This is a genomic window from Geomesophilobacter sediminis (genome assembly GCF_016458275.1).
GTDB classification, from domain to species: domain Bacteria; phylum Desulfobacterota; class Desulfuromonadia; order Geobacterales; family Geobacteraceae; genus Geomesophilobacter; species Geomesophilobacter sediminis.
Genome location: NZ_JAEMHM010000002.1, coordinates 205,052 through 220,341 on the forward strand (window position 1 = coordinate 205,052; position 15,290 = coordinate 220,341).

A 15,290-nucleotide genomic window follows, 5' to 3' on the forward strand; every position below is an offset into this window, starting at 1 on the left:
CCGGCAGGGCGGCTCCCCGATCCGGCTCCGCCATGTTTAAACGATGAGGGCTGCCTGTGCACTTTTTGATTCGCAAATCCCTGCATCTTGTTCTGGTTGCCCTGGCGGTCACGGCGATCACCTTCGTCATGCTCGACCACATGCCGGTCAGCATCGAGCACGAGATTACCGGGCGCTTCGCAACGGAAGCCGACGTTCGTTCCCTCCGGGAGCAACTGGGGCTGAACGCTTCGTTGCCGGTCCGCTACGGCAGGTGGCTTTCCGGTGCGCTGCGCGGCGAGCTCGGCCGCTCGTTGAGCACCGGAGAACCGGTGGGGCAAGCCCTGGCTGCCTCGCTGCCGGTTACCCTGGAACTTTTGCTCCTGGCTCAGCTTCTGGCGCTTGCCCTGGCGCTGCCGGTGGGGATCGCCGCGGCCTGGCGTCCCGGCTCCTGGTGGGATCGGCTGAGCGGGACGATCGGGTTCGGACTGGCCTCCTTGCCGCCGTTCGCCTTGGCGGTGGTGCTCATGTTCCTCTTCTCGCTCCGGCTCCGCTGGCTTCCCGCGACCGGCTTTACCCCTCTTTCCGTGGGATGGTGGCAAAACCTGCGCGGGCTTTTGCTTCCGGCCCTTTCCATCGCCCTGGTCGAGTGGGTGACCCTGATGCAGGTGCTGCGCAGCGACCTGATCGCGACCCTGCAGGAAGACTTCATCCTGCTGGCGCGCGCCAAGGGGCTGCCGGGGTGGCGCATCATGTTCCGCCATGCCCTGCGCCCATCCTGCTTTTCCCTCATCACCCTGGTCGGCCTTCATGGCGGAAACCTGCTCGGGGGGGCGGTGCTCATCGAGAACATCTTCTCCTTGCCCGGCCTCGGCCGTTTGCTCCTGACCGGGCTCTTTTCCCAGGATTATCCGGTGGTGGCTGGATGCGTCCTGGTCATTGCCTTGGGTTACGTGCTGGTCACCTTTTCGGTCGATCTATGCTATGGGGCGCTCGACCCGCGGCTGCGGCGGGAGGGTGCCGATGGGTAAGGGCTCCGTTACCTATCGGCTCGCCCTCGCCTGGCTCAGCTTCGTGGCGCTCGGGGCCGCGGCGGCGGGGTTTTTGCCGGTTCCTGCTCCGGACCAGATCGACTGGAACCACCTGGCCGTGGCGCCGGGTGTTGCCGGGCATCTGCTCGGAACCGATGCCATGGGCCGGGACTTGGCCAGCCGTATTTTCTTTGGGGCACGGGTTTCCCTGGTGGTAGGCATCTTTGCCCCGGCCCTGGGACTCGCCGTCGGGGCGCTGCTCGGGATTGTCGCCGGGTACTACCGCGGCGTGGTGGAGACGGTCGTGATGGGCGCGGTCGACGCTTTTCTCGCCTTCCCCCGGGTGGTCTTCCTGTTGATGGTGCTCTTCATCTTCGGCTCCAGCCTCCCGAAGGTCACCCTGGCCCTTGGCATCGTGTCCGTGCCGTATTTCGCCCGCATTGCCCGGGCCAATACTCTGAAGGTGGCGGTGCAGGAGTTCGTGCTGGCGGCACGGGCCTCGGGGGCGGGGAATGGGGCGGTGATGCTGCGGGAAATCCTTCCCAATGTGATGCGGCCCCTGCTGGTTTATCTGCTGCTGGTGGCCGGGCTCTTGATCATCGCCGAGGGGGCGCTCGGCTTCCTTGGCGCGAGCGTGCCGCCTCCGATGCCGAGCTGGGGAGGGATGATCGCCGAGGGGAGAGAGGTCCTGGATCATGCTCCGCAGGTGAGCCTGATCCCGGCTGCGGTGATGTTTCTGACCATCCTGTCGGTGAACGTGATCGGTGAGCGGCTGCGGGCCCGGGCCGGGATCAGTGAGGCTCAGCCATGAGTGCCAACCTGCTGCTTTCGGTGGAGAACCTCACGGTGCGCCTCCCCAGCCGCCATGGAACGGTGCGGGCGGTGGAAAGGGTTTCCTTCGCCATCGAAAAAGGCAAGACCCTGGCGCTGGTCGGCGAGTCGGGATGCGGCAAGAGCATGCTCTGTCGCGCTCTGGCGGGAATCCTCCCGGGCGGTGCTCAATTGCCCGGAGCGTGGCGCATGACTTTTGACGGCCGCAACCTTGCGAGACTTTCTCCGAAGGAGTTGACGCGGCTGCGCGGCAATGAGATCGGCATCGTGCTGCAAAACCCGCTTGCCTCGCTCAATCCGGTCCACACCATCGGGCGGCAGGTGAGCGAACCGATGCTCTACCACCTGGGCATCGCGGCATCGGAGGCGAAGCGGCGCACTGTCGAGCTGCTTCAGGCGGTAGGGATCCCGCAGGCCGAGCCAAGAATGAAATGCTATCCGCACCAGCTCTCCGGCGGGATGCGGCAGCGGGTGGCAATTGCCATCGCCCTTTCCTGCGACCCGAAGCTGCTGATCGCCGACGAGCCGACGACGGCGCTCGACGTGACGGTTCAGGCCGAGATCCTGGACCTGTTGGGGCGCCTGCAGCGGGATCGCGGGATGTCGATTCTCCTGGTCTCGCACGACCTGGCACTGGTAGCCGGGCGCGCCCACCATACTGCGGTTATGTACGCCGGGCGGATCGTCGAGGAAGCGCCGACTCCGGAGCTTTTCGCCGGGATGCGCATGCCCTACACCCGGGCTCTTCTCGAAGCCCTGCCGCGGATTGACGCCCCGGTCCTCGGCCCGCTACCAGCCATCGTCGGGCAGCCCCCGAATCTGGCCGCCCCAATCGTCGGCTGCGCCTTTGCCCCCCGCTGCGCCTATGCTCGTGACCTTTGCCGCGAGCAGGAGCCGTCGCTGCTAGAAGCGGCATTGCTGCCGCGATTGGACCAGGCTGAACCGGAGGCAGGTGTCGCGACGGGGTTCGAAAGTCTCCCGAAACCGGAGCCTCCCCGACCCCCGACCCTCGACCCCGGATCCCCGTTTCACCACCGTTACGCCTGCTGGTTTCCGGTGGGGGAGGAGATGCCATGAGCGCCGGTTATGCTGCGGAAGATAACGTGCTGCTGCGGGTGGAGGATCTGGTCGTGGAATTTTCCACCCGGCGCGGCCGGGTCCAGGCCGTCTCCGGAGTCTCCTTCGAACTGGGGCGGAGCGAGACTCTGGGGATGGTCGGGGAGTCCGGCTGCGGCAAATCGTCGCTGGCACGGGCGATCATGCAGCTTCCGCCCCCGACCGGAGGAAGGGTGCTCCTTTCCGGCCACGATCTCACCCGGCTTTCGGCGGGATCGTTGCGTTCGCTGCGCCGCCAGTTCCAGATGGTATTCCAGGATCCCGCCTCCTCCCTGAACCCGATGCGCCCGGTCGGTAAAAGCATCGAGGAGCCGCTTCGGGCCCTGGATCGGCTGGAGGCCGGAGAACGGGAGCGCCGTGCCCGGGAGATGATGACGGCGGTGGGGCTCGATCCGGACCTCCATTACCAGCGTCTTCCCCGCCAGCTCTCCGGCGGACAGTGCCAGCGGGTGAGCATCGCCCGTGCTTTGGTGACCCGACCGAAGCTTTTAGTCTGCGACGAGCCGGTCGCCTCGCTCGACGTTTCCATCCAGGCCCAGATCCTCAATCTTCTGCGCGAGATCCGGAGCGCCTTCGGCCTTGCCGTTCTATTCATTGCCCACGACCTGGCCGTGGTGAAGCAGGTCTGCGACCGGGTGGCCGTAATGTATCTGGGGAGGCTCTGCGAGGTGGCTCCGACCGATGCCATCTTTCATCTCCCGGCGCACCCCTACACCCGGGCTCTCCTGGCTGCCGCGCCCCGCCCCGATCCGGGCCAGCCGCCCGGCGAGCCGGAACTTTTGCCCGGGGAGCTCCCGTCTCCCCTCGATCCCCCTTCCGGCTGCCGGTTCCGCACCCGCTGCCCGCGCGCGAAGGCCCGCTGCGCCGAGCAGCAGCCGGAACTCAGGGCGTTGGCCCCCGGGCATCTGGTGGCCTGTCACTACCCCCACGATTCCGGTGCTGGACGCTGATTCAGGAGGCGGCATGGAAGAGAACAAGTCGAGTAAAACGGCCCAGATGACGGCCTATTTCCGCTGGCACCACTACCGCTACGATGCCCCGCATATCTTTGCCGATGCCCTGGCCGGTGCGATCCTCTCCGAAGGGGAGAAAGAAGAGATCGAAGCCATGCTCTTTGCGGCTTTACAACAGCACAACCCGGCGGGCGCGGCCAAGTTTGCCGACCGGAAAGCGGCGATCGCCTGGATGATGCAGACCGGCGCCTCGACCCCGGTGGTTCTCGCCCGGGCACGCTACGCCGAAGAGATGCTCTCCGGCGCGATCGAGGCGGGAGCGAGCCAGTACGTCATTCTCGGTGCCGGTCTGGATACCTTCGCGTTTCGGCGCCCCGAGCTTCTGGAGCGTCTCGATGTTTTCGATGTCGACCACCCGGCCAGCCAGGAGCACAAGCGTCGGCGCATCCGGGAACTCGGTTGGCGCTCCCACCCGAACCTGCATTTCGTGCCGGTCGATTTTTCCCGGGACCGCCTCGGGGCTAAATTGCGGCGCAGCGGCTTTCAAGCGGAGCGACAGAGCTTCTTCAGCTGGCTCGGAGTCACCTATTACCTTTCCGCCGCCGAGGTCCGCGATACCTTGCGTGAAGTTGCCGCAACCGCCTCGCCGGGAAGTGCCCTCGTGTTCGATTACCTGGACCATGGCGCGTATGAGCGGGAAAAGGCGTCGCCCCGCGTCGTCCGCATGCTGTCCAGTGTCGAATCCATCGGCGAGCCGATGCGATCCGGATTCGATGGCCATGCCCTTGCCGGGGAGCTTGACGGCTGCGGATTGGAGCTGCAGGAAAACCTCGGCCCCTACGACATCCACTACCGCTATTTCATCGGCCGCACCGATTACCATCGGGCCTGCGAGCACGTGCATTTTGCCTGTGCCACGGTGCGAGAACGAAGCGGCAGGTCGCGTTGAGCTACGAAACGCGATGCCTGATGGAGGTTGTCACCGCCCCCCCCTGTGGGAGCGCCATTCCTGGCGCGAACCGCCGGAGGCTGTTACATCGGTTGTGAAATTCGCGCCTGGAAAGGCGCCTCCACAAGGTGGGCCTCTAAGATGCTTGTTCGAGGACCGACACGGAGAAGAGATCTCGATCGCGAAAAGAATGTCGCTCCTACAAGCGGTCGGTCCCGTTGAGGTACCAAATGCGACTGACCTGCCTCGAATCATCAAAGGGGAAATGCGGCGAATTTAAGGAATCACCGGGGAAAGAGCGGACCGCGGGTTGTACTTTTAACGAAGAGAATGTATAACGCCAAGGTCCTTTCGTCCCCGTTTTCATGAGGTTCCTATGTCCCGAATTCTCCGACGCCTTGTTTTGTGCAGCCTTTTCCTCCTCACTGCCACCCCTGTCTTCGCCCAGGAAGTAAAGGACATGGAGGACCGGGCGACCGACCTTTTGACCATGGCTCCCGCTGCGGCTCCGGCCAAATGGGAGAGCTTCGCCGAGACCGACTGGCTGCGCCGCAGCAGCATCGAGGAGGGGGGCGGCAACGTCACCATGGGGCAGGTCCGCGCCGGGGTCAGCCGGAAACAGGATCTCAGCTCCCGTTTCGAGCTCACTACCGGCATGCACTACAGCGCGCGCTTGATCGACGCTCCCGCCTCGGCACACCTTCCCGAGTCGTTGCATGCCGTGGCATTGGAATTGGGGGGCGAGTACCGGACCAGTGACAAGCTGGCGCTGGGCGCGCGCGTCTCACCCGGACTCGCCGGGGACTTCAAGGCGATCACGGGGGACGACGTCAGGGTGCCGGTGGCGCTGCATGCCCGCTACCGCCCGGATCAGCAATGGACCCTCATCGGCGGGGTCGCCTACACCGGCATGAACCGCTCGTTTCCGGTGCTCCCCATTCTCGGCGCCCTCTACGTCCCCACCCCCCAGTGGGCCTTCGGTCTGGGTTTTCCCCGAACCGGGATCATGTACCGGCCCAGCCGTGGGACCGAGCTCTACCTGGCCGCCGAATTTTCCGGCGGCGAATACCGGCTGCACGACCCCTCCGTCGGAGCCAACCTGATCAGCTATCACGAGGAACGCCTTGCGGCCGGTGCCGAGATTTCCCTCTCCAAACGCGTGAAGCTGGGCCTTTCGGTGGGGGAGGCCTTTGGCAGGAAATTCCGGTTCTTCGATGGCGACCGTCCTGACCTGCATGTGGCTCGGGCACCGTTCGCGCGGCTGGGGCTGAAGTTTTACCTGTAATTTCCCGGAACAGGAAGGATGCCGATGGATCAGAAAGCCGAGCGGGCCCGCTACCTGCGAAACCTCGAGGAGGAGCGCAACAGCACCTACCTTTACCGGGCGCTCTCCGAGCATGAGGAAAACCCCCGGCTTGCCGAGGTGTACCGAAAGCTTGCCGAGGCGGAGGAACACCATGCCGATCTGTGGGCCGGGAAACTTGCCGCCGCCGGGGCCAAGGTGCCCCCGTTTCGCCCCGCGGTCCGCACCCGGCTCCTGGCTTGGCTCTCCCGGTCCCTTGGCCCGGAAATGGTGGTGCCGACCCTTTCCGCCAAGGAGGAGACCGCTTCCGGCGATTACGGCAGCCAGCCGGACGCGGCCGACTTGATCCCGACCGAACAGTCCCACGCCCGGGTGCTGCGCCAGATCGTGCAGAATTCCGGCGGGGTAGGGGGGAGCGCGCTGGCCCAGCTCGAGGGGCGGCACCGGATGGCCGGCGGCAATGCGCTGCGGGCGGCGGTTCTCGGCGCGAGCGACGGCCTGCTCTCCAACTTCAACCTGATCATGGGGGTGGCTGGGGCCCAGCTGGCCAATCGCAGCATCTTGCTCACCGGGTGCGCGGGGATGCTCGCCGGGGCGATTTCCATGGCGCTGGGGGAATGGATTTCGGTGCAGAGTTCGCGGGAGCTCTACCAGAGGCACATCGAGACCGAGCGCGAGGAAATAGAGAACGCCCCCGAGGAAGAGGTCGAGGAACTGGTCCTGATCTACCAGGCGCGCGGCATCGACGAGCCGACCGCCCGCCAGATCGCGGGCCGGATCATGGATGACCGGGAGAACGCGCTCGGCACCCTGGTCCGCGAGGAGCTCGGGGTGGATCCCGAGGAGTTGGGGGGATCGGCCTGGGTGGCGGCCATTACCTCGTTTTTGCTCTTTGCCGCCGGAGCCGTCATTCCCATCATTCCGTTTCTGTTCATGAGCGGCGCGGCAGCCGTCGTTACCAGTGCCGCCTTCAGTGCGGTCGGCCTTTTTGCCGTAGGCGCCGCCATCACGCTTTTTACCGGGCGTCCCGTCTTCTATGCCGGAATGCGGCAGGTCGGCTTCGGCCTGATCGCCGCGGCGGTTACCTATCTGGTTGGTCGGCTCGTCGGGGGCAGCCTGGCCGGGTAGGTTTTTTCCCGTTTCTTCCCTCCATCGAAAAGGGGGCCCTGGTTTGCGCCGGGGCCCCCTTTTTCATGCCGTTAAGAATGCCGGTACCGTTATTTCGCGAGTCGAAACCGCAAGGAGAGTCTCACCAGCCGGCCGCGGTTGGCCCGAACCGTCGTTAGTTCGCCACTGTCTGTCGAAGAGTTTTACAGCGATATCACTTGTCGACTTCGCGACTTCGCGGCAGTTTTTGAGCCTGATCGCGCGATGGGGCCGGCCAAAAGATGTGTAGAAACAGAACAGCAGCTGTCGGAAATAACTACAATCCGCGGTTAATGGCGAAGTTACGCGGAGTTGGAACGCCAGTATTGTCAGCTGGTTCCCGCCATCTTTAATGCTGGCATCTGGTTTGCAGTATGTAGGGCAATGACAAGAGCAAATAGTGTTGCAGTCGGTGAGGTGCTTATGAACTCCGAATTAGTTGAGACATATTATTTTACCAGCAGGGATTCCTGCAGATACTTCTGTCAAGTGCTCAGTTGTGAAAGATGTATGGACCACAATTCCCGTTCCTGTCCGTTCAGGAATGAGGCCCTTACTCAGTAGCGATTGGATGCTCGAATCGACCTGATGATGCAGATGCAGTACATGAAGTACATGATGTCTCTGTAATGATGAATTGAAATGTAGTACGTGATGTTCATGGAATGATGCGTTGCTTTTATTGTTATTTGGATGTTGTTCTTGAAATGTTGTTGTCCTTTGCCCTGTCCTTGCAGTAACTGTAATGTAGTACGTTGTTTGTAGTACCTTTTTTCGTGCAGTACCTTTGCCTGTCCTTTGCCATGTAGTACCTGTTGTTCCTGTTGCCCGTCCTTTGCCCTGTTGTGCCCGTTTGTAATGCTGTAATGCTGATGTTGGTTTGATGAACTGAAATGATTTAATGTAGTTAGCAGTGACAAAAAGCCACCTGTGGCAGACAGGTGGCTTCTTTTTTTTCGTGCTCCCAAGGTAGCGCGCTCCCGCAGCGTCGAACCGCCTTCCAAAACGAAAGGGGACCGGCTTCTGCGAAGCCAGTCCCCTGATGGGACAGCATGTTGAGCAAGGGGGCGGGCGCCTGCGGAGCCCGCCCCCTTTATGTTACGCGCCGAGGGAGCTGATGCGGGGATGGCAGCGCTTGCAGTCGTTCATCGGGAAGGCGACCAGGAGGTGACAGGCGCCGCAGAAGTTCCCGTAGAGGTTGTTTTCCATCGAAAAGGATCTGGTCCCTTCCTTCTTGATGTTGAAGATGTCGGGATGGCACGAGGAGCAATCCAATTCGGCGAAGTGGTCCTGGTGCGAGAAGATGACCATGGTGCGGTCCGAGTACGAGCCGAGCTTCAGCGGTGTTTTCAGCTTGTCCGGCAACTGCGAGATCACCGCGCGGGAGTTGAGCGTGTTTCGGGGTGCCATCTGCTCGTCGCGGATCGCCTTGGCCCAGTCGATGCCGTTGCCGAAAGCCGCGATCGGCAGTCCTTCGGCAAATTCTTCGAACCGCGCTTCCAGCCCCTTGGTGTCCTTGATGTGGCAACGCTCGCAGTTGGGCGATCCCGGCTCACCTTTCACGGTGAAGGCCGCCTTCCCGTTGTGGCAGACGCCACAGTATTTTCCTCTCAGGTATTCGCTCCGGGTGACGCCGGTGTCCCCCTGCTTCATGCTGAAGCCGAGTTCCATGTGGCAGACCCGGCAGGTGTACATGGCGCGGTGCTTCCAGTGCGGGAAGATGACCGGCTGCATCCCCACCGGCCGGCAGCGCATCCCCATGACCACGTTCCCATACTGCCAAAACGGCCCGTTGGGCGGGATCGCGTGAATGACCTTGGCCAGGGCGTCGCGATCGTCGGCAAGGGAAGTCTTGCCGGGACCGAGCAGCAGCAGGCCTACCAGCGAGAGGGGGAGGGCGGCGAGCCGCACGCGGAAACGCCAACGGTTCATTTAGCGGCCTCTCCCTTTTTCTGCTGCCTGGCCTTGGCCTCCAAAACGAAGCGGTACAGGTTCTCGCACATATCGATTCTTTTCAGGTAGACCTTCCGGACCGTCTCGTCTTCTTTTTCCAGGGACTTGCGCAGGCGCGAGCACCGCTCGATGAGCTCGTTCAACTCCGCCACGCTCAGGTTCATGGCGTCATCGGTCTTGGCACAGGCGGCGTCGAACTCCGCTTTGATGGGCGATTCCGCCAGGGCCGGAGCCAGGAACAGGCAGAGCACGATAAATGCCGCAATAAAAAAGCGGATAGTCATAGTAGCCTCGAAACCTGCGTTTCCTCCCGTTCAAGGGGGAGGACAGGACGGCGATGGGGACGCGGGAGACGTCGGAAACCCATCCTCACCCCGCCGACCCCGGACCCCGGTCTTACTGCACCGGAGCGCTGTGGCACCTCTGGCAGTCGGTGTTGGGGAAGGCCACCTTGCCGTGGCAGACCCCGCAGTACTTGCCGTCGAAGATCTCCACCATGGAGTACTTGGTCGCTCCCTTCTTCACCCCAACGAAGATGTCCGGATGGCAGAGCTCGCAGCCGCTCCAGACGGTGTGTTTCTTATGCGAGAAGATGATGTCCGGCATTCCCTCTACCTTGCTGGTGAGGGAGAAATCCTGCTGGGTCTTGAGCTTCGCCTTCTTCACCGAGACCCCTTCCAGGTAATCCGTAAGCTTTATCTTCCCCATCTCCTCGGCTTTCTCCCAATTGATCCCGTTGCCGAAGGTCTCCCGCGGCATTCCCTGGGCAAAATCGTAGAAGGCGTCTTCGCGCGCCTCGCTCCGGTCTACACGATGGCAGTTTACGCAGACCTTGTAATCCTCCCGGGTGTACTCCTTGGCGCAGGAGGCGAAGAGCTTGCCCTTGCCGAATTCGGACTGGCCGTTGTGGCAGGTGCCGCAGTAGTACCCCTTCATGTTGTCGGCGGCTTTGATCTTGGTGGAGCCGGCGGTCATGCCGAAGCCGATATCGACGTGGCAGAGGCGGCAGGTGAAGTGCTTCCGGTGCACCCAGTGGTCGAAGACCGCAGGCGGCATCCCGGCATGTTCGGAGTAGTTGTTGAGGGTGACGGTACCGAATTCGTAGGGGAGGGGCTTTTTCTTCTTCATACCCCCCTGCGCCCAGGCCATCCCCGCTCCCACCAGGAGTAACAACAGGACCAGATATGATTTTTTCATGGCTCCTCCCTCTAACTGCATAGCATTGAAAAAGAACGCGGAGGACGCAGGGGATCGCAGGATGAAACCAAGGCGCTACATAGCAAAAAATGTCATTGTCTTGTGTGATAGCTGCTGTTCATCGCTGCGAGCCATCTGCGTCCTCTTCAGTCCAACAGCCGTTTCCACGCTGAAACGGCGACTCCCTTGCCACGCCGGAGTGACAATGGGCACGGTAGCTTCAGCACTGTCAGCATTAATCATGCCTAGCCTCCTGTTTTTGCAATGATTTCTCGGTGGTATGTAGAGCTGTTAACTCTTTTTAAGGGGTTAGCTTGCTTAGAAAAAAATTGCCGCTCTGGCACAGGAGCGTCCTATGACAGTGCATCCGGTTGATAATAGGTGAGGTGACGACATCAGTGCGTGAAATAACCGACTCCTGACCCTGCGAAAATCGCACCTGCCATGATGGCCAAAACGCTTCGCCGAAGCCCGGTTTCCTTGACACTACAGCCCCCGATATGCTAGTAGTCAGAGCTTAATTTCATTCAGTTTGAGAAGCGTTACGACCTAGGAGGGACGACATGTTCAAGAAAACGAGCATCACCTTCGGCATTGTGCTTTTGGCATCCGTAACTGTTGCTCACGCCGCAGGGTTCAAGCTTTCCAGCCCCACCATCAAACCCAACTCAAAACTGACGTCCAAACAGGTGTTTAACGGCTTCGGCTGCTCGGGTGAGAACCTTTCTCCTGCGCTGGCCTGGAGCGGTGCCCCGAAAGGGACCAAGAGCTTTGCCGTTACTGTTTACGATCCCGATGCGCCGACCGGTTCCGGCTGGTGGCACTGGGTGGTCTATAACATTCCCGCATCCGTGACGAGCCTTCCCGAAGCGGCCGGCGATGCCGCCGGATCGAAGCTTCCCGAGGGAGCGGTCCAGGGGCGCACCGACTACGGTGCCCCGGGATTTGGCGGCGCCTGCCCCCCGAAGGGTGACAAGCCGCACCGCTATATCTTCACGGTCTACGCGCTGAAAGTGGACAAGCTGGAACTGCCCAAAGAGGCGAGTCCCGCGATGATCGGGTTCATGCTCAAGTCCAATCAGCTCGGTTCAGCAAGCTTTACCGCCAAGTACGGCCGCTAGGACCGCTACCGCCGGACAGGAGGTCTTCCGGCAGGGCGGATCGGCCGTTTCAGGGAGCCCCATGTATTATCCAGATTTCGCCACGTTCCAATCCCTCTGCAGCAACGGAAACCTGATCCCCGTCTACCGGGAAATCCTGGCCGACCTTGACACGCCGGTAGGCGCCTTCAAGAAGATCGACGACGGCCGCCATGGCTTTCTGCTGGAAAGTATCGAGGGGGGCGAAAAATGGGGGCGTTACACCTTCCTGGGCTCCTCACCCGCGGTGGTGATCCGCGGCAACAAGGATTTCGTCGAGATTATCGAAGGTGACGAGATCCGGCGCGTCGAAGTCAGCGACCCGCTGCAGTACATCCGCGAGTTCATGGAGCAGTACACGCCGGTCGAGGTCGCTGGTCTGCCGCGCTTTTTCGGCGGGGCGGTCGGTTACCTGGGCTACGACACGGTACGTTACTTCGAGCGGCTCCCCGATACCAACCCCGGCCTGATCGGCGCCTTCGATGCCTACTTCATCATCACCGACACCATCGTCGTCTTTGACAGCCTGAGCCAGAAGATCAAGGTCGTCTCCAACGCCCACCTCGACGGCACCATCTCCCCGGAAGCAGCTTACGCAGAGGCACAACAGAAGATCGAGGGGCTGATTGCCCGTCTCAAGGCCCCGCTTCCGGCCGTTTCTTCGGCGCCGGCGCAGGGAAAAGTCTCCCTTTCTTCCAACGTGAAACGCGAAGAGTTCGAGGCCGCGGTGGTCCGGGCCAAGGAGTACGTCCGCGAAGGCGACATCATCCAGGTGGTCCTTTCCCAGCGGTTTTCCGGTGCTTTGACTGTCGATCCCTTCGACATCTACCGTGCCCTGCGCACCTTGAATCCGTCCCCGTACATGTTCTTCCTGCGGCTGGATGAAACGGTGGTCGTGGGCGCGTCCCCCGAAGTCATGGTGCGCAAGGAAGGGGACATGGTGGAACTGCGCCCGATTGCCGGGACCCGGCCTCGTGGTGCGACCCCGGCCCTGGACGAAACACTGGCGCGGGAGCTGCTCGCCGATCCGAAAGAGCGCGCCGAACACGTCATGCTGATCGACCTGGGGAGAAACGACCTGGGGCGGGTCTGCCGCATCGGGAGCGTGAAGGTATCCGAGCTGATGGTGGTCGAGCGTTACTCCCATGTCATGCATATCGTCTCCAACGTGCAGGGGCGGCTCGCCCCGGGCCAGGATTCTTTCGATGTCGTCCGCGCGACCTTCCCGGCCGGGACCCTTTCCGGCGCGCCGAAGGTTCGGGCCATGGAGATCATCGAAGAGCTCGAAGGTGCCCGCCGCGAGGTATACGGCGGCGCCGTTGGGTACTTCTCCTTCTCCGGCAACATGGACCTTGCCATCGCCATCCGGACCCTGGTGGTGAAAGACGGCAAGGTGCATCTGCAGGCCGGAGCCGGGATCGTGGCCGATTCCGACCCCGCCGCCGAGTACCAGGAGACGGTGAACAAGGCGATGGCCGTGGTCAAGGCGATCGAGATGGCGGAAAAAGGACTGGTCTGAGTTTTTGAAAGCCCACCGCAGAGGACGCGGAGGACGCAGAGGAAAACCTTTTTCTTTGACGGCGATTCGGAGTCTGGCAACTGCTGCTATGAAACGCCGCCTTTGCCCTACCGTCCCCTCTCCCTCAAGGGTCGCGCGCGAAAGCGCGGTTTGCGACGGACAGGTGAGGATGGGGGGCTGAGCCCTCACCCCAACCCTCTCCCGGGGGGAGAGGGAGCTATAAGCAAGATCGAAAAGATAAAATGGCTTTCCTCTGCGTCCCTCAGCGACCTCTGCGGTGCGCTTGACTTAATCGAGGTAATTCATGCTGTTGATGATCGATAACTACGACTCCTTCACCTACAACATTGTCCAGTACCTGGGCGAATTGGGTGAGGACGTGCGGGTCTTCCGCAACGACCAGATTACGCTGGAGGAGATCGAGGCCTTGGCCCCGGACCGGATCGTCATCTCCCCGGGACCCTGCTCTCCGGAAGAGGCGGGGATCTCGGTTGCGGTGGTCAAACGTTTTGCCGGCCGGATTCCGCTTCTGGGCGTCTGCCTCGGGCACCAATCCATCGGATACGCCTATGGCGGCAACATCATCAAGAGTTCCACCTTGATGCACGGCAAGACCTCTCCCATCTACCACGATGGAAGGGAGATCTTTGCCGGGCTCCCCAACCCGTTCTCCGCGACCCGTTACCATTCGCTCGTGGTGGAGCGCCCCACCTTCCCGGAAGAGCTCGAGATCACCGCGTGGGTCGAGGAAGGGGAGGTCATGGGGCTGCGGCACAAGACCTTGCCGATCTGGGGGGTCCAGTTCCATCCGGAATCCATTCTCACCGAGGGTGGGATGGAACTCTTGAAGAACTTCCTGGACCTGTCCCGGAAATTCAAGGCCTAGGCGGCCAGTCAACCGGAAAAACCCCCTCCTGGAGGGAGATGGTGCCCGAAGGGCGGGTGAGGTTAGCTGACACCCGGCCCTCACCCCAACCCTCTCCCGAGGGGGAGGGGGAATTGGATTGATGCAGGAGGTGGCAGGATGATTCGCAAGGCGATCGCCAAGGTGGTCGAGAGGGAAAATCTCAGCGAAGCCGAGATGATCGAGGTTATGGACCAGATCATGTCGGGGGGCGCGACGCCGGCCCAGGTCGCCTCGTTCATCACCGCCTTGCGCATGAAGGGGGAAACGGTCGAAGAGATCACCGGGGCGGCCCGTGTGATGCGGGACCGGGTGACACCGATCCGGGTCGGGAAGGTCCTGGACCTCGACCGCGATGACATCAACCTCGACCGTGAAACCATCCTTGATACCTGCGGCACCGGTGGTGGCTCCACCAACAGCTTCAACATCTCCACTACGGTCGCTTTCGTCATCTCCGCCTGCGGGGTGAAGGTTGCCAAGCACGGTAACCGCGCGGTCTCTTCATCCTGTGGCAGCGCCGACGTCCTGGAATCGCTCGGGGTCAACCTGGGCATCACGCCGGAAGGGGTGGAGCGCTGCGTGGACGAGATCGGCATCGGCTTTCTTTTCGCCCCGGCGCTGCACGGCGCCATGAAGCACGCCATCGGGCCGCGCCGCGAGATCGGCATCCGGACCATTTTCAATATCCTGGGCCCGCTTACCAATCCCGCCGGAGCCGACTGCCAAGTCCTCGGCGTCTACCGCGAAGACCTGGTGGAAAAGCTCGCCAACGTCCTGAAAAAACTCGGCTGCCGGCGCGGCTTCGTCGTCCACGGGCTGGATGGAATGGACGAGATCACCCTGGCCGGGCAGACGAGGGTCGCCGAGGTGAGCCAGTCCGGCGTTGAGGTGAGCCTGATCGATCCCGAGCAATTCGGACTGCAGCGTTGCACTCCCGAGGAGTTGCGCGGTGGGGACGCCGCGGGGAACGCCGAGATCGTGAGGGGAGTACTCTGCGGTGAAAGCGGGCCCAAGCGTCGGGTGGTGCTGTTAAACGCCGCTTTCGGCCTGGTGGCGGCCGGCAAGGCGGCCGGGGTGATCGAGGGGGTCGCGGTCGCCGCCGATGCGATCGATTCCGGCCGCGCCCTCAGACAACTGGAGCAGTTGGTCAAGCTGACCAACGAGCTGAGTAATTAAGGCAGGGGTTTAAGTCCCCCTTTGAAGAAGGGGGATTTAGGGGGATTTGCCCCTGAGGTTCAGGCCTTAGAGAGTAAAACAGAGAACCTCA

General features: G+C 62.1%; 15 protein-coding genes. 11 read left to right on the forward strand and 4 right to left on the reverse strand.

The window, feature by feature from the left end; all coding sequences use genetic code 11:
* Positions 1 to 56 precede the first annotated feature (56 nt).
* The 7 genes from JFN93_RS02620 to JFN93_RS02650 all read left to right on the forward strand — a co-directional run bounded on the left by JFN93_RS02620 (position 57) and on the right by JFN93_RS02650 (position 7,290).
* Entirely contained in the window at positions 57 to 1,010 is a 954-nt protein-coding gene (locus tag JFN93_RS02620; RefSeq protein ID WP_328753485.1) for an ABC transporter permease, read from the forward strand.
* A complete protein-coding gene (locus JFN93_RS02625; RefSeq protein WP_199382435.1) occupies positions 1,003 to 1,821 on the forward strand; it encodes an ABC transporter permease in 819 nt (272 codons plus the stop codon). The genes JFN93_RS02620 and JFN93_RS02625 overlap by 8 nt, the downstream gene beginning before the upstream one ends.
* Positions 1,818 to 2,918, forward strand: coding sequence for an ABC transporter ATP-binding protein (locus JFN93_RS02630; protein ID WP_199382436.1), 1,101 nt, complete (start codon positions 1,818 to 1,820; stop codon positions 2,916 to 2,918). The genes JFN93_RS02625 and JFN93_RS02630 overlap by 4 nt, the downstream gene beginning before the upstream one ends.
* Positions 2,915 to 3,907 (forward strand): ABC transporter ATP-binding protein, encoded by a 993-nt coding sequence (locus tag JFN93_RS02635; protein ID WP_199382437.1) that lies wholly within the window; start codon positions 2,915 to 2,917, stop codon positions 3,905 to 3,907. The genes JFN93_RS02630 and JFN93_RS02635 overlap by 4 nt, the downstream gene beginning before the upstream one ends.
* A 13-nt stretch (positions 3,908 to 3,920) precedes the next feature.
* Positions 3,921 to 4,859, forward strand: a complete 939-nt coding sequence (locus JFN93_RS02640) for a class I SAM-dependent methyltransferase (protein WP_199382438.1) — start codon at positions 3,921 to 3,923, stop codon at positions 4,857 to 4,859.
* Positions 4,860 to 5,235: 376 nt separating this feature from the next.
* Complete coding sequence (locus JFN93_RS02645; protein WP_199382439.1) at positions 5,236 to 6,144, forward strand: DUF6268 family outer membrane beta-barrel protein; 909 nt, start codon at positions 5,236 to 5,238, stop codon at positions 6,142 to 6,144.
* Between the two features lie 24 nt (positions 6,145 to 6,168).
* Complete coding sequence (locus JFN93_RS02650; protein WP_199382440.1) at positions 6,169 to 7,290, forward strand: VIT1/CCC1 transporter family protein; 1,122 nt, start codon at positions 6,169 to 6,171, stop codon at positions 7,288 to 7,290.
* 1,116 nt (positions 7,291 to 8,406) lie between these two features.
* On the opposite strand, the gene JFN93_RS02655 is transcribed toward JFN93_RS02650, so the two are convergent.
* The 4 genes from JFN93_RS02655 to JFN93_RS02670 all read right to left on the reverse strand — a co-directional run bounded on the left by JFN93_RS02655 (position 8,407) and on the right by JFN93_RS02670 (position 10,701).
* Positions 8,407 to 9,240 (reverse strand): c(7)-type cytochrome triheme domain-containing protein, encoded by an 834-nt coding sequence (locus JFN93_RS02655; protein WP_199382441.1) that lies wholly within the window; start codon positions 9,238 to 9,240, stop codon positions 8,407 to 8,409.
* Complete coding sequence (locus JFN93_RS02660; protein ID WP_199382442.1) at positions 9,237 to 9,545, reverse strand: hypothetical protein; 309 nt, start codon at positions 9,543 to 9,545, stop codon at positions 9,237 to 9,239. Before JFN93_RS02660 ends, JFN93_RS02655 begins: the two co-directional genes overlap by 4 nt.
* Before the next feature lie 112 nt (positions 9,546 to 9,657).
* Positions 9,658 to 10,458, reverse strand: a complete 801-nt coding sequence (locus JFN93_RS02665; protein ID WP_199382443.1) for a c(7)-type cytochrome triheme domain-containing protein — start codon at positions 10,456 to 10,458, stop codon at positions 9,658 to 9,660.
* 75 nt (positions 10,459 to 10,533) lie between these two features.
* Positions 10,534 to 10,701 carry a hypothetical protein gene (locus JFN93_RS02670; protein ID WP_199382444.1) on the reverse strand — a complete coding sequence of 56 codons (168 nt, stop codon included), beginning with the start codon at positions 10,699 to 10,701 and terminating at the stop codon, positions 10,534 to 10,536.
* A 320-nt stretch (positions 10,702 to 11,021) separates the two neighbouring features.
* Between JFN93_RS02670 and JFN93_RS02675 the strand changes: the two genes are divergently transcribed.
* The 4 genes from JFN93_RS02675 to trpD all read left to right on the forward strand — a co-directional run bounded on the left by JFN93_RS02675 (position 11,022) and on the right by trpD (position 15,199).
* A complete protein-coding gene (locus JFN93_RS02675; RefSeq protein ID WP_199382445.1) occupies positions 11,022 to 11,579 on the forward strand; it encodes a YbhB/YbcL family Raf kinase inhibitor-like protein in 558 nt (185 codons plus the stop codon).
* A 61-nt stretch (positions 11,580 to 11,640) separates the two neighbouring features.
* Complete coding sequence (gene trpE / locus JFN93_RS02680) at positions 11,641 to 13,116, forward strand: anthranilate synthase component I (RefSeq protein ID WP_199382446.1); 1,476 nt, start codon at positions 11,641 to 11,643, stop codon at positions 13,114 to 13,116.
* Between the two features lie 304 nt (positions 13,117 to 13,420).
* The gene (locus JFN93_RS02685) at positions 13,421 to 14,002 is read left to right on the forward strand and encodes an anthranilate synthase component II (protein WP_199382447.1); all 582 of its coding nucleotides are present in this window, start codon (positions 13,421 to 13,423) and stop codon (positions 14,000 to 14,002) included.
* A 138-nt stretch (positions 14,003 to 14,140) separates the two neighbouring features.
* Positions 14,141 to 15,199: an anthranilate phosphoribosyltransferase gene (trpD, locus tag JFN93_RS02690; RefSeq protein ID WP_199382448.1), complete on the forward strand. Its 1,059-nt coding sequence runs from the start codon at positions 14,141 to 14,143 to the stop codon at positions 15,197 to 15,199.
* The last annotated feature ends 91 nt before the right edge of the window (positions 15,200 to 15,290 follow it).

Bases quoted from the DNA above. Each gene is read 5' to 3' on its own strand.
- JFN93_RS02625 (WP_199382435.1), top strand. From the start codon at position 1,003: ATGGGTAAGGGCTCCGTTACCTATCGGCTCGCCCTCGCCTGGCTCAGC.
- JFN93_RS02635 (WP_199382437.1), top strand. From the start codon at position 2,915: ATGAGCGCCGGTTATGCTGCGGAAGATAACGTGCTGCTGCGGGTGGAG.
- JFN93_RS02670 (WP_199382444.1), bottom strand. From the start codon at position 10,701: ATGATTAATGCTGACAGTGCTGAAGCTACCGTGCCCATTGTCACTCCG.
- JFN93_RS02665 (WP_199382443.1), bottom strand. From the start codon at position 10,458: ATGAAAAAATCATATCTGGTCCTGTTGTTACTCCTGGTGGGAGCGGGG.
- JFN93_RS02675 (WP_199382445.1), top strand. From the start codon at position 11,022: ATGTTCAAGAAAACGAGCATCACCTTCGGCATTGTGCTTTTGGCATCC.
- JFN93_RS02685 (WP_199382447.1), top strand. From the start codon at position 13,421: ATGCTGTTGATGATCGATAACTACGACTCCTTCACCTACAACATTGTC.
- JFN93_RS02645 (WP_199382439.1), top strand. From the start codon at position 5,236: ATGTCCCGAATTCTCCGACGCCTTGTTTTGTGCAGCCTTTTCCTCCTC.
- JFN93_RS02640 (WP_199382438.1), top strand. From the start codon at position 3,921: ATGGAAGAGAACAAGTCGAGTAAAACGGCCCAGATGACGGCCTATTTC.
- JFN93_RS02630 (WP_199382436.1), top strand. From the start codon at position 1,818: ATGAGTGCCAACCTGCTGCTTTCGGTGGAGAACCTCACGGTGCGCCTC.
- trpD (WP_199382448.1), top strand. From the start codon at position 14,141: ATGATTCGCAAGGCGATCGCCAAGGTGGTCGAGAGGGAAAATCTCAGC.
- JFN93_RS02650 (WP_199382440.1), top strand. From the start codon at position 6,169: ATGGATCAGAAAGCCGAGCGGGCCCGCTACCTGCGAAACCTCGAGGAG.
- JFN93_RS02655 (WP_199382441.1), bottom strand. From the start codon at position 9,240: ATGAACCGTTGGCGTTTCCGCGTGCGGCTCGCCGCCCTCCCCCTCTCG.
- trpE (WP_199382446.1), top strand. From the start codon at position 11,641: ATGTATTATCCAGATTTCGCCACGTTCCAATCCCTCTGCAGCAACGGA.
- JFN93_RS02660 (WP_199382442.1), bottom strand. From the start codon at position 9,545: ATGACTATCCGCTTTTTTATTGCGGCATTTATCGTGCTCTGCCTGTTC.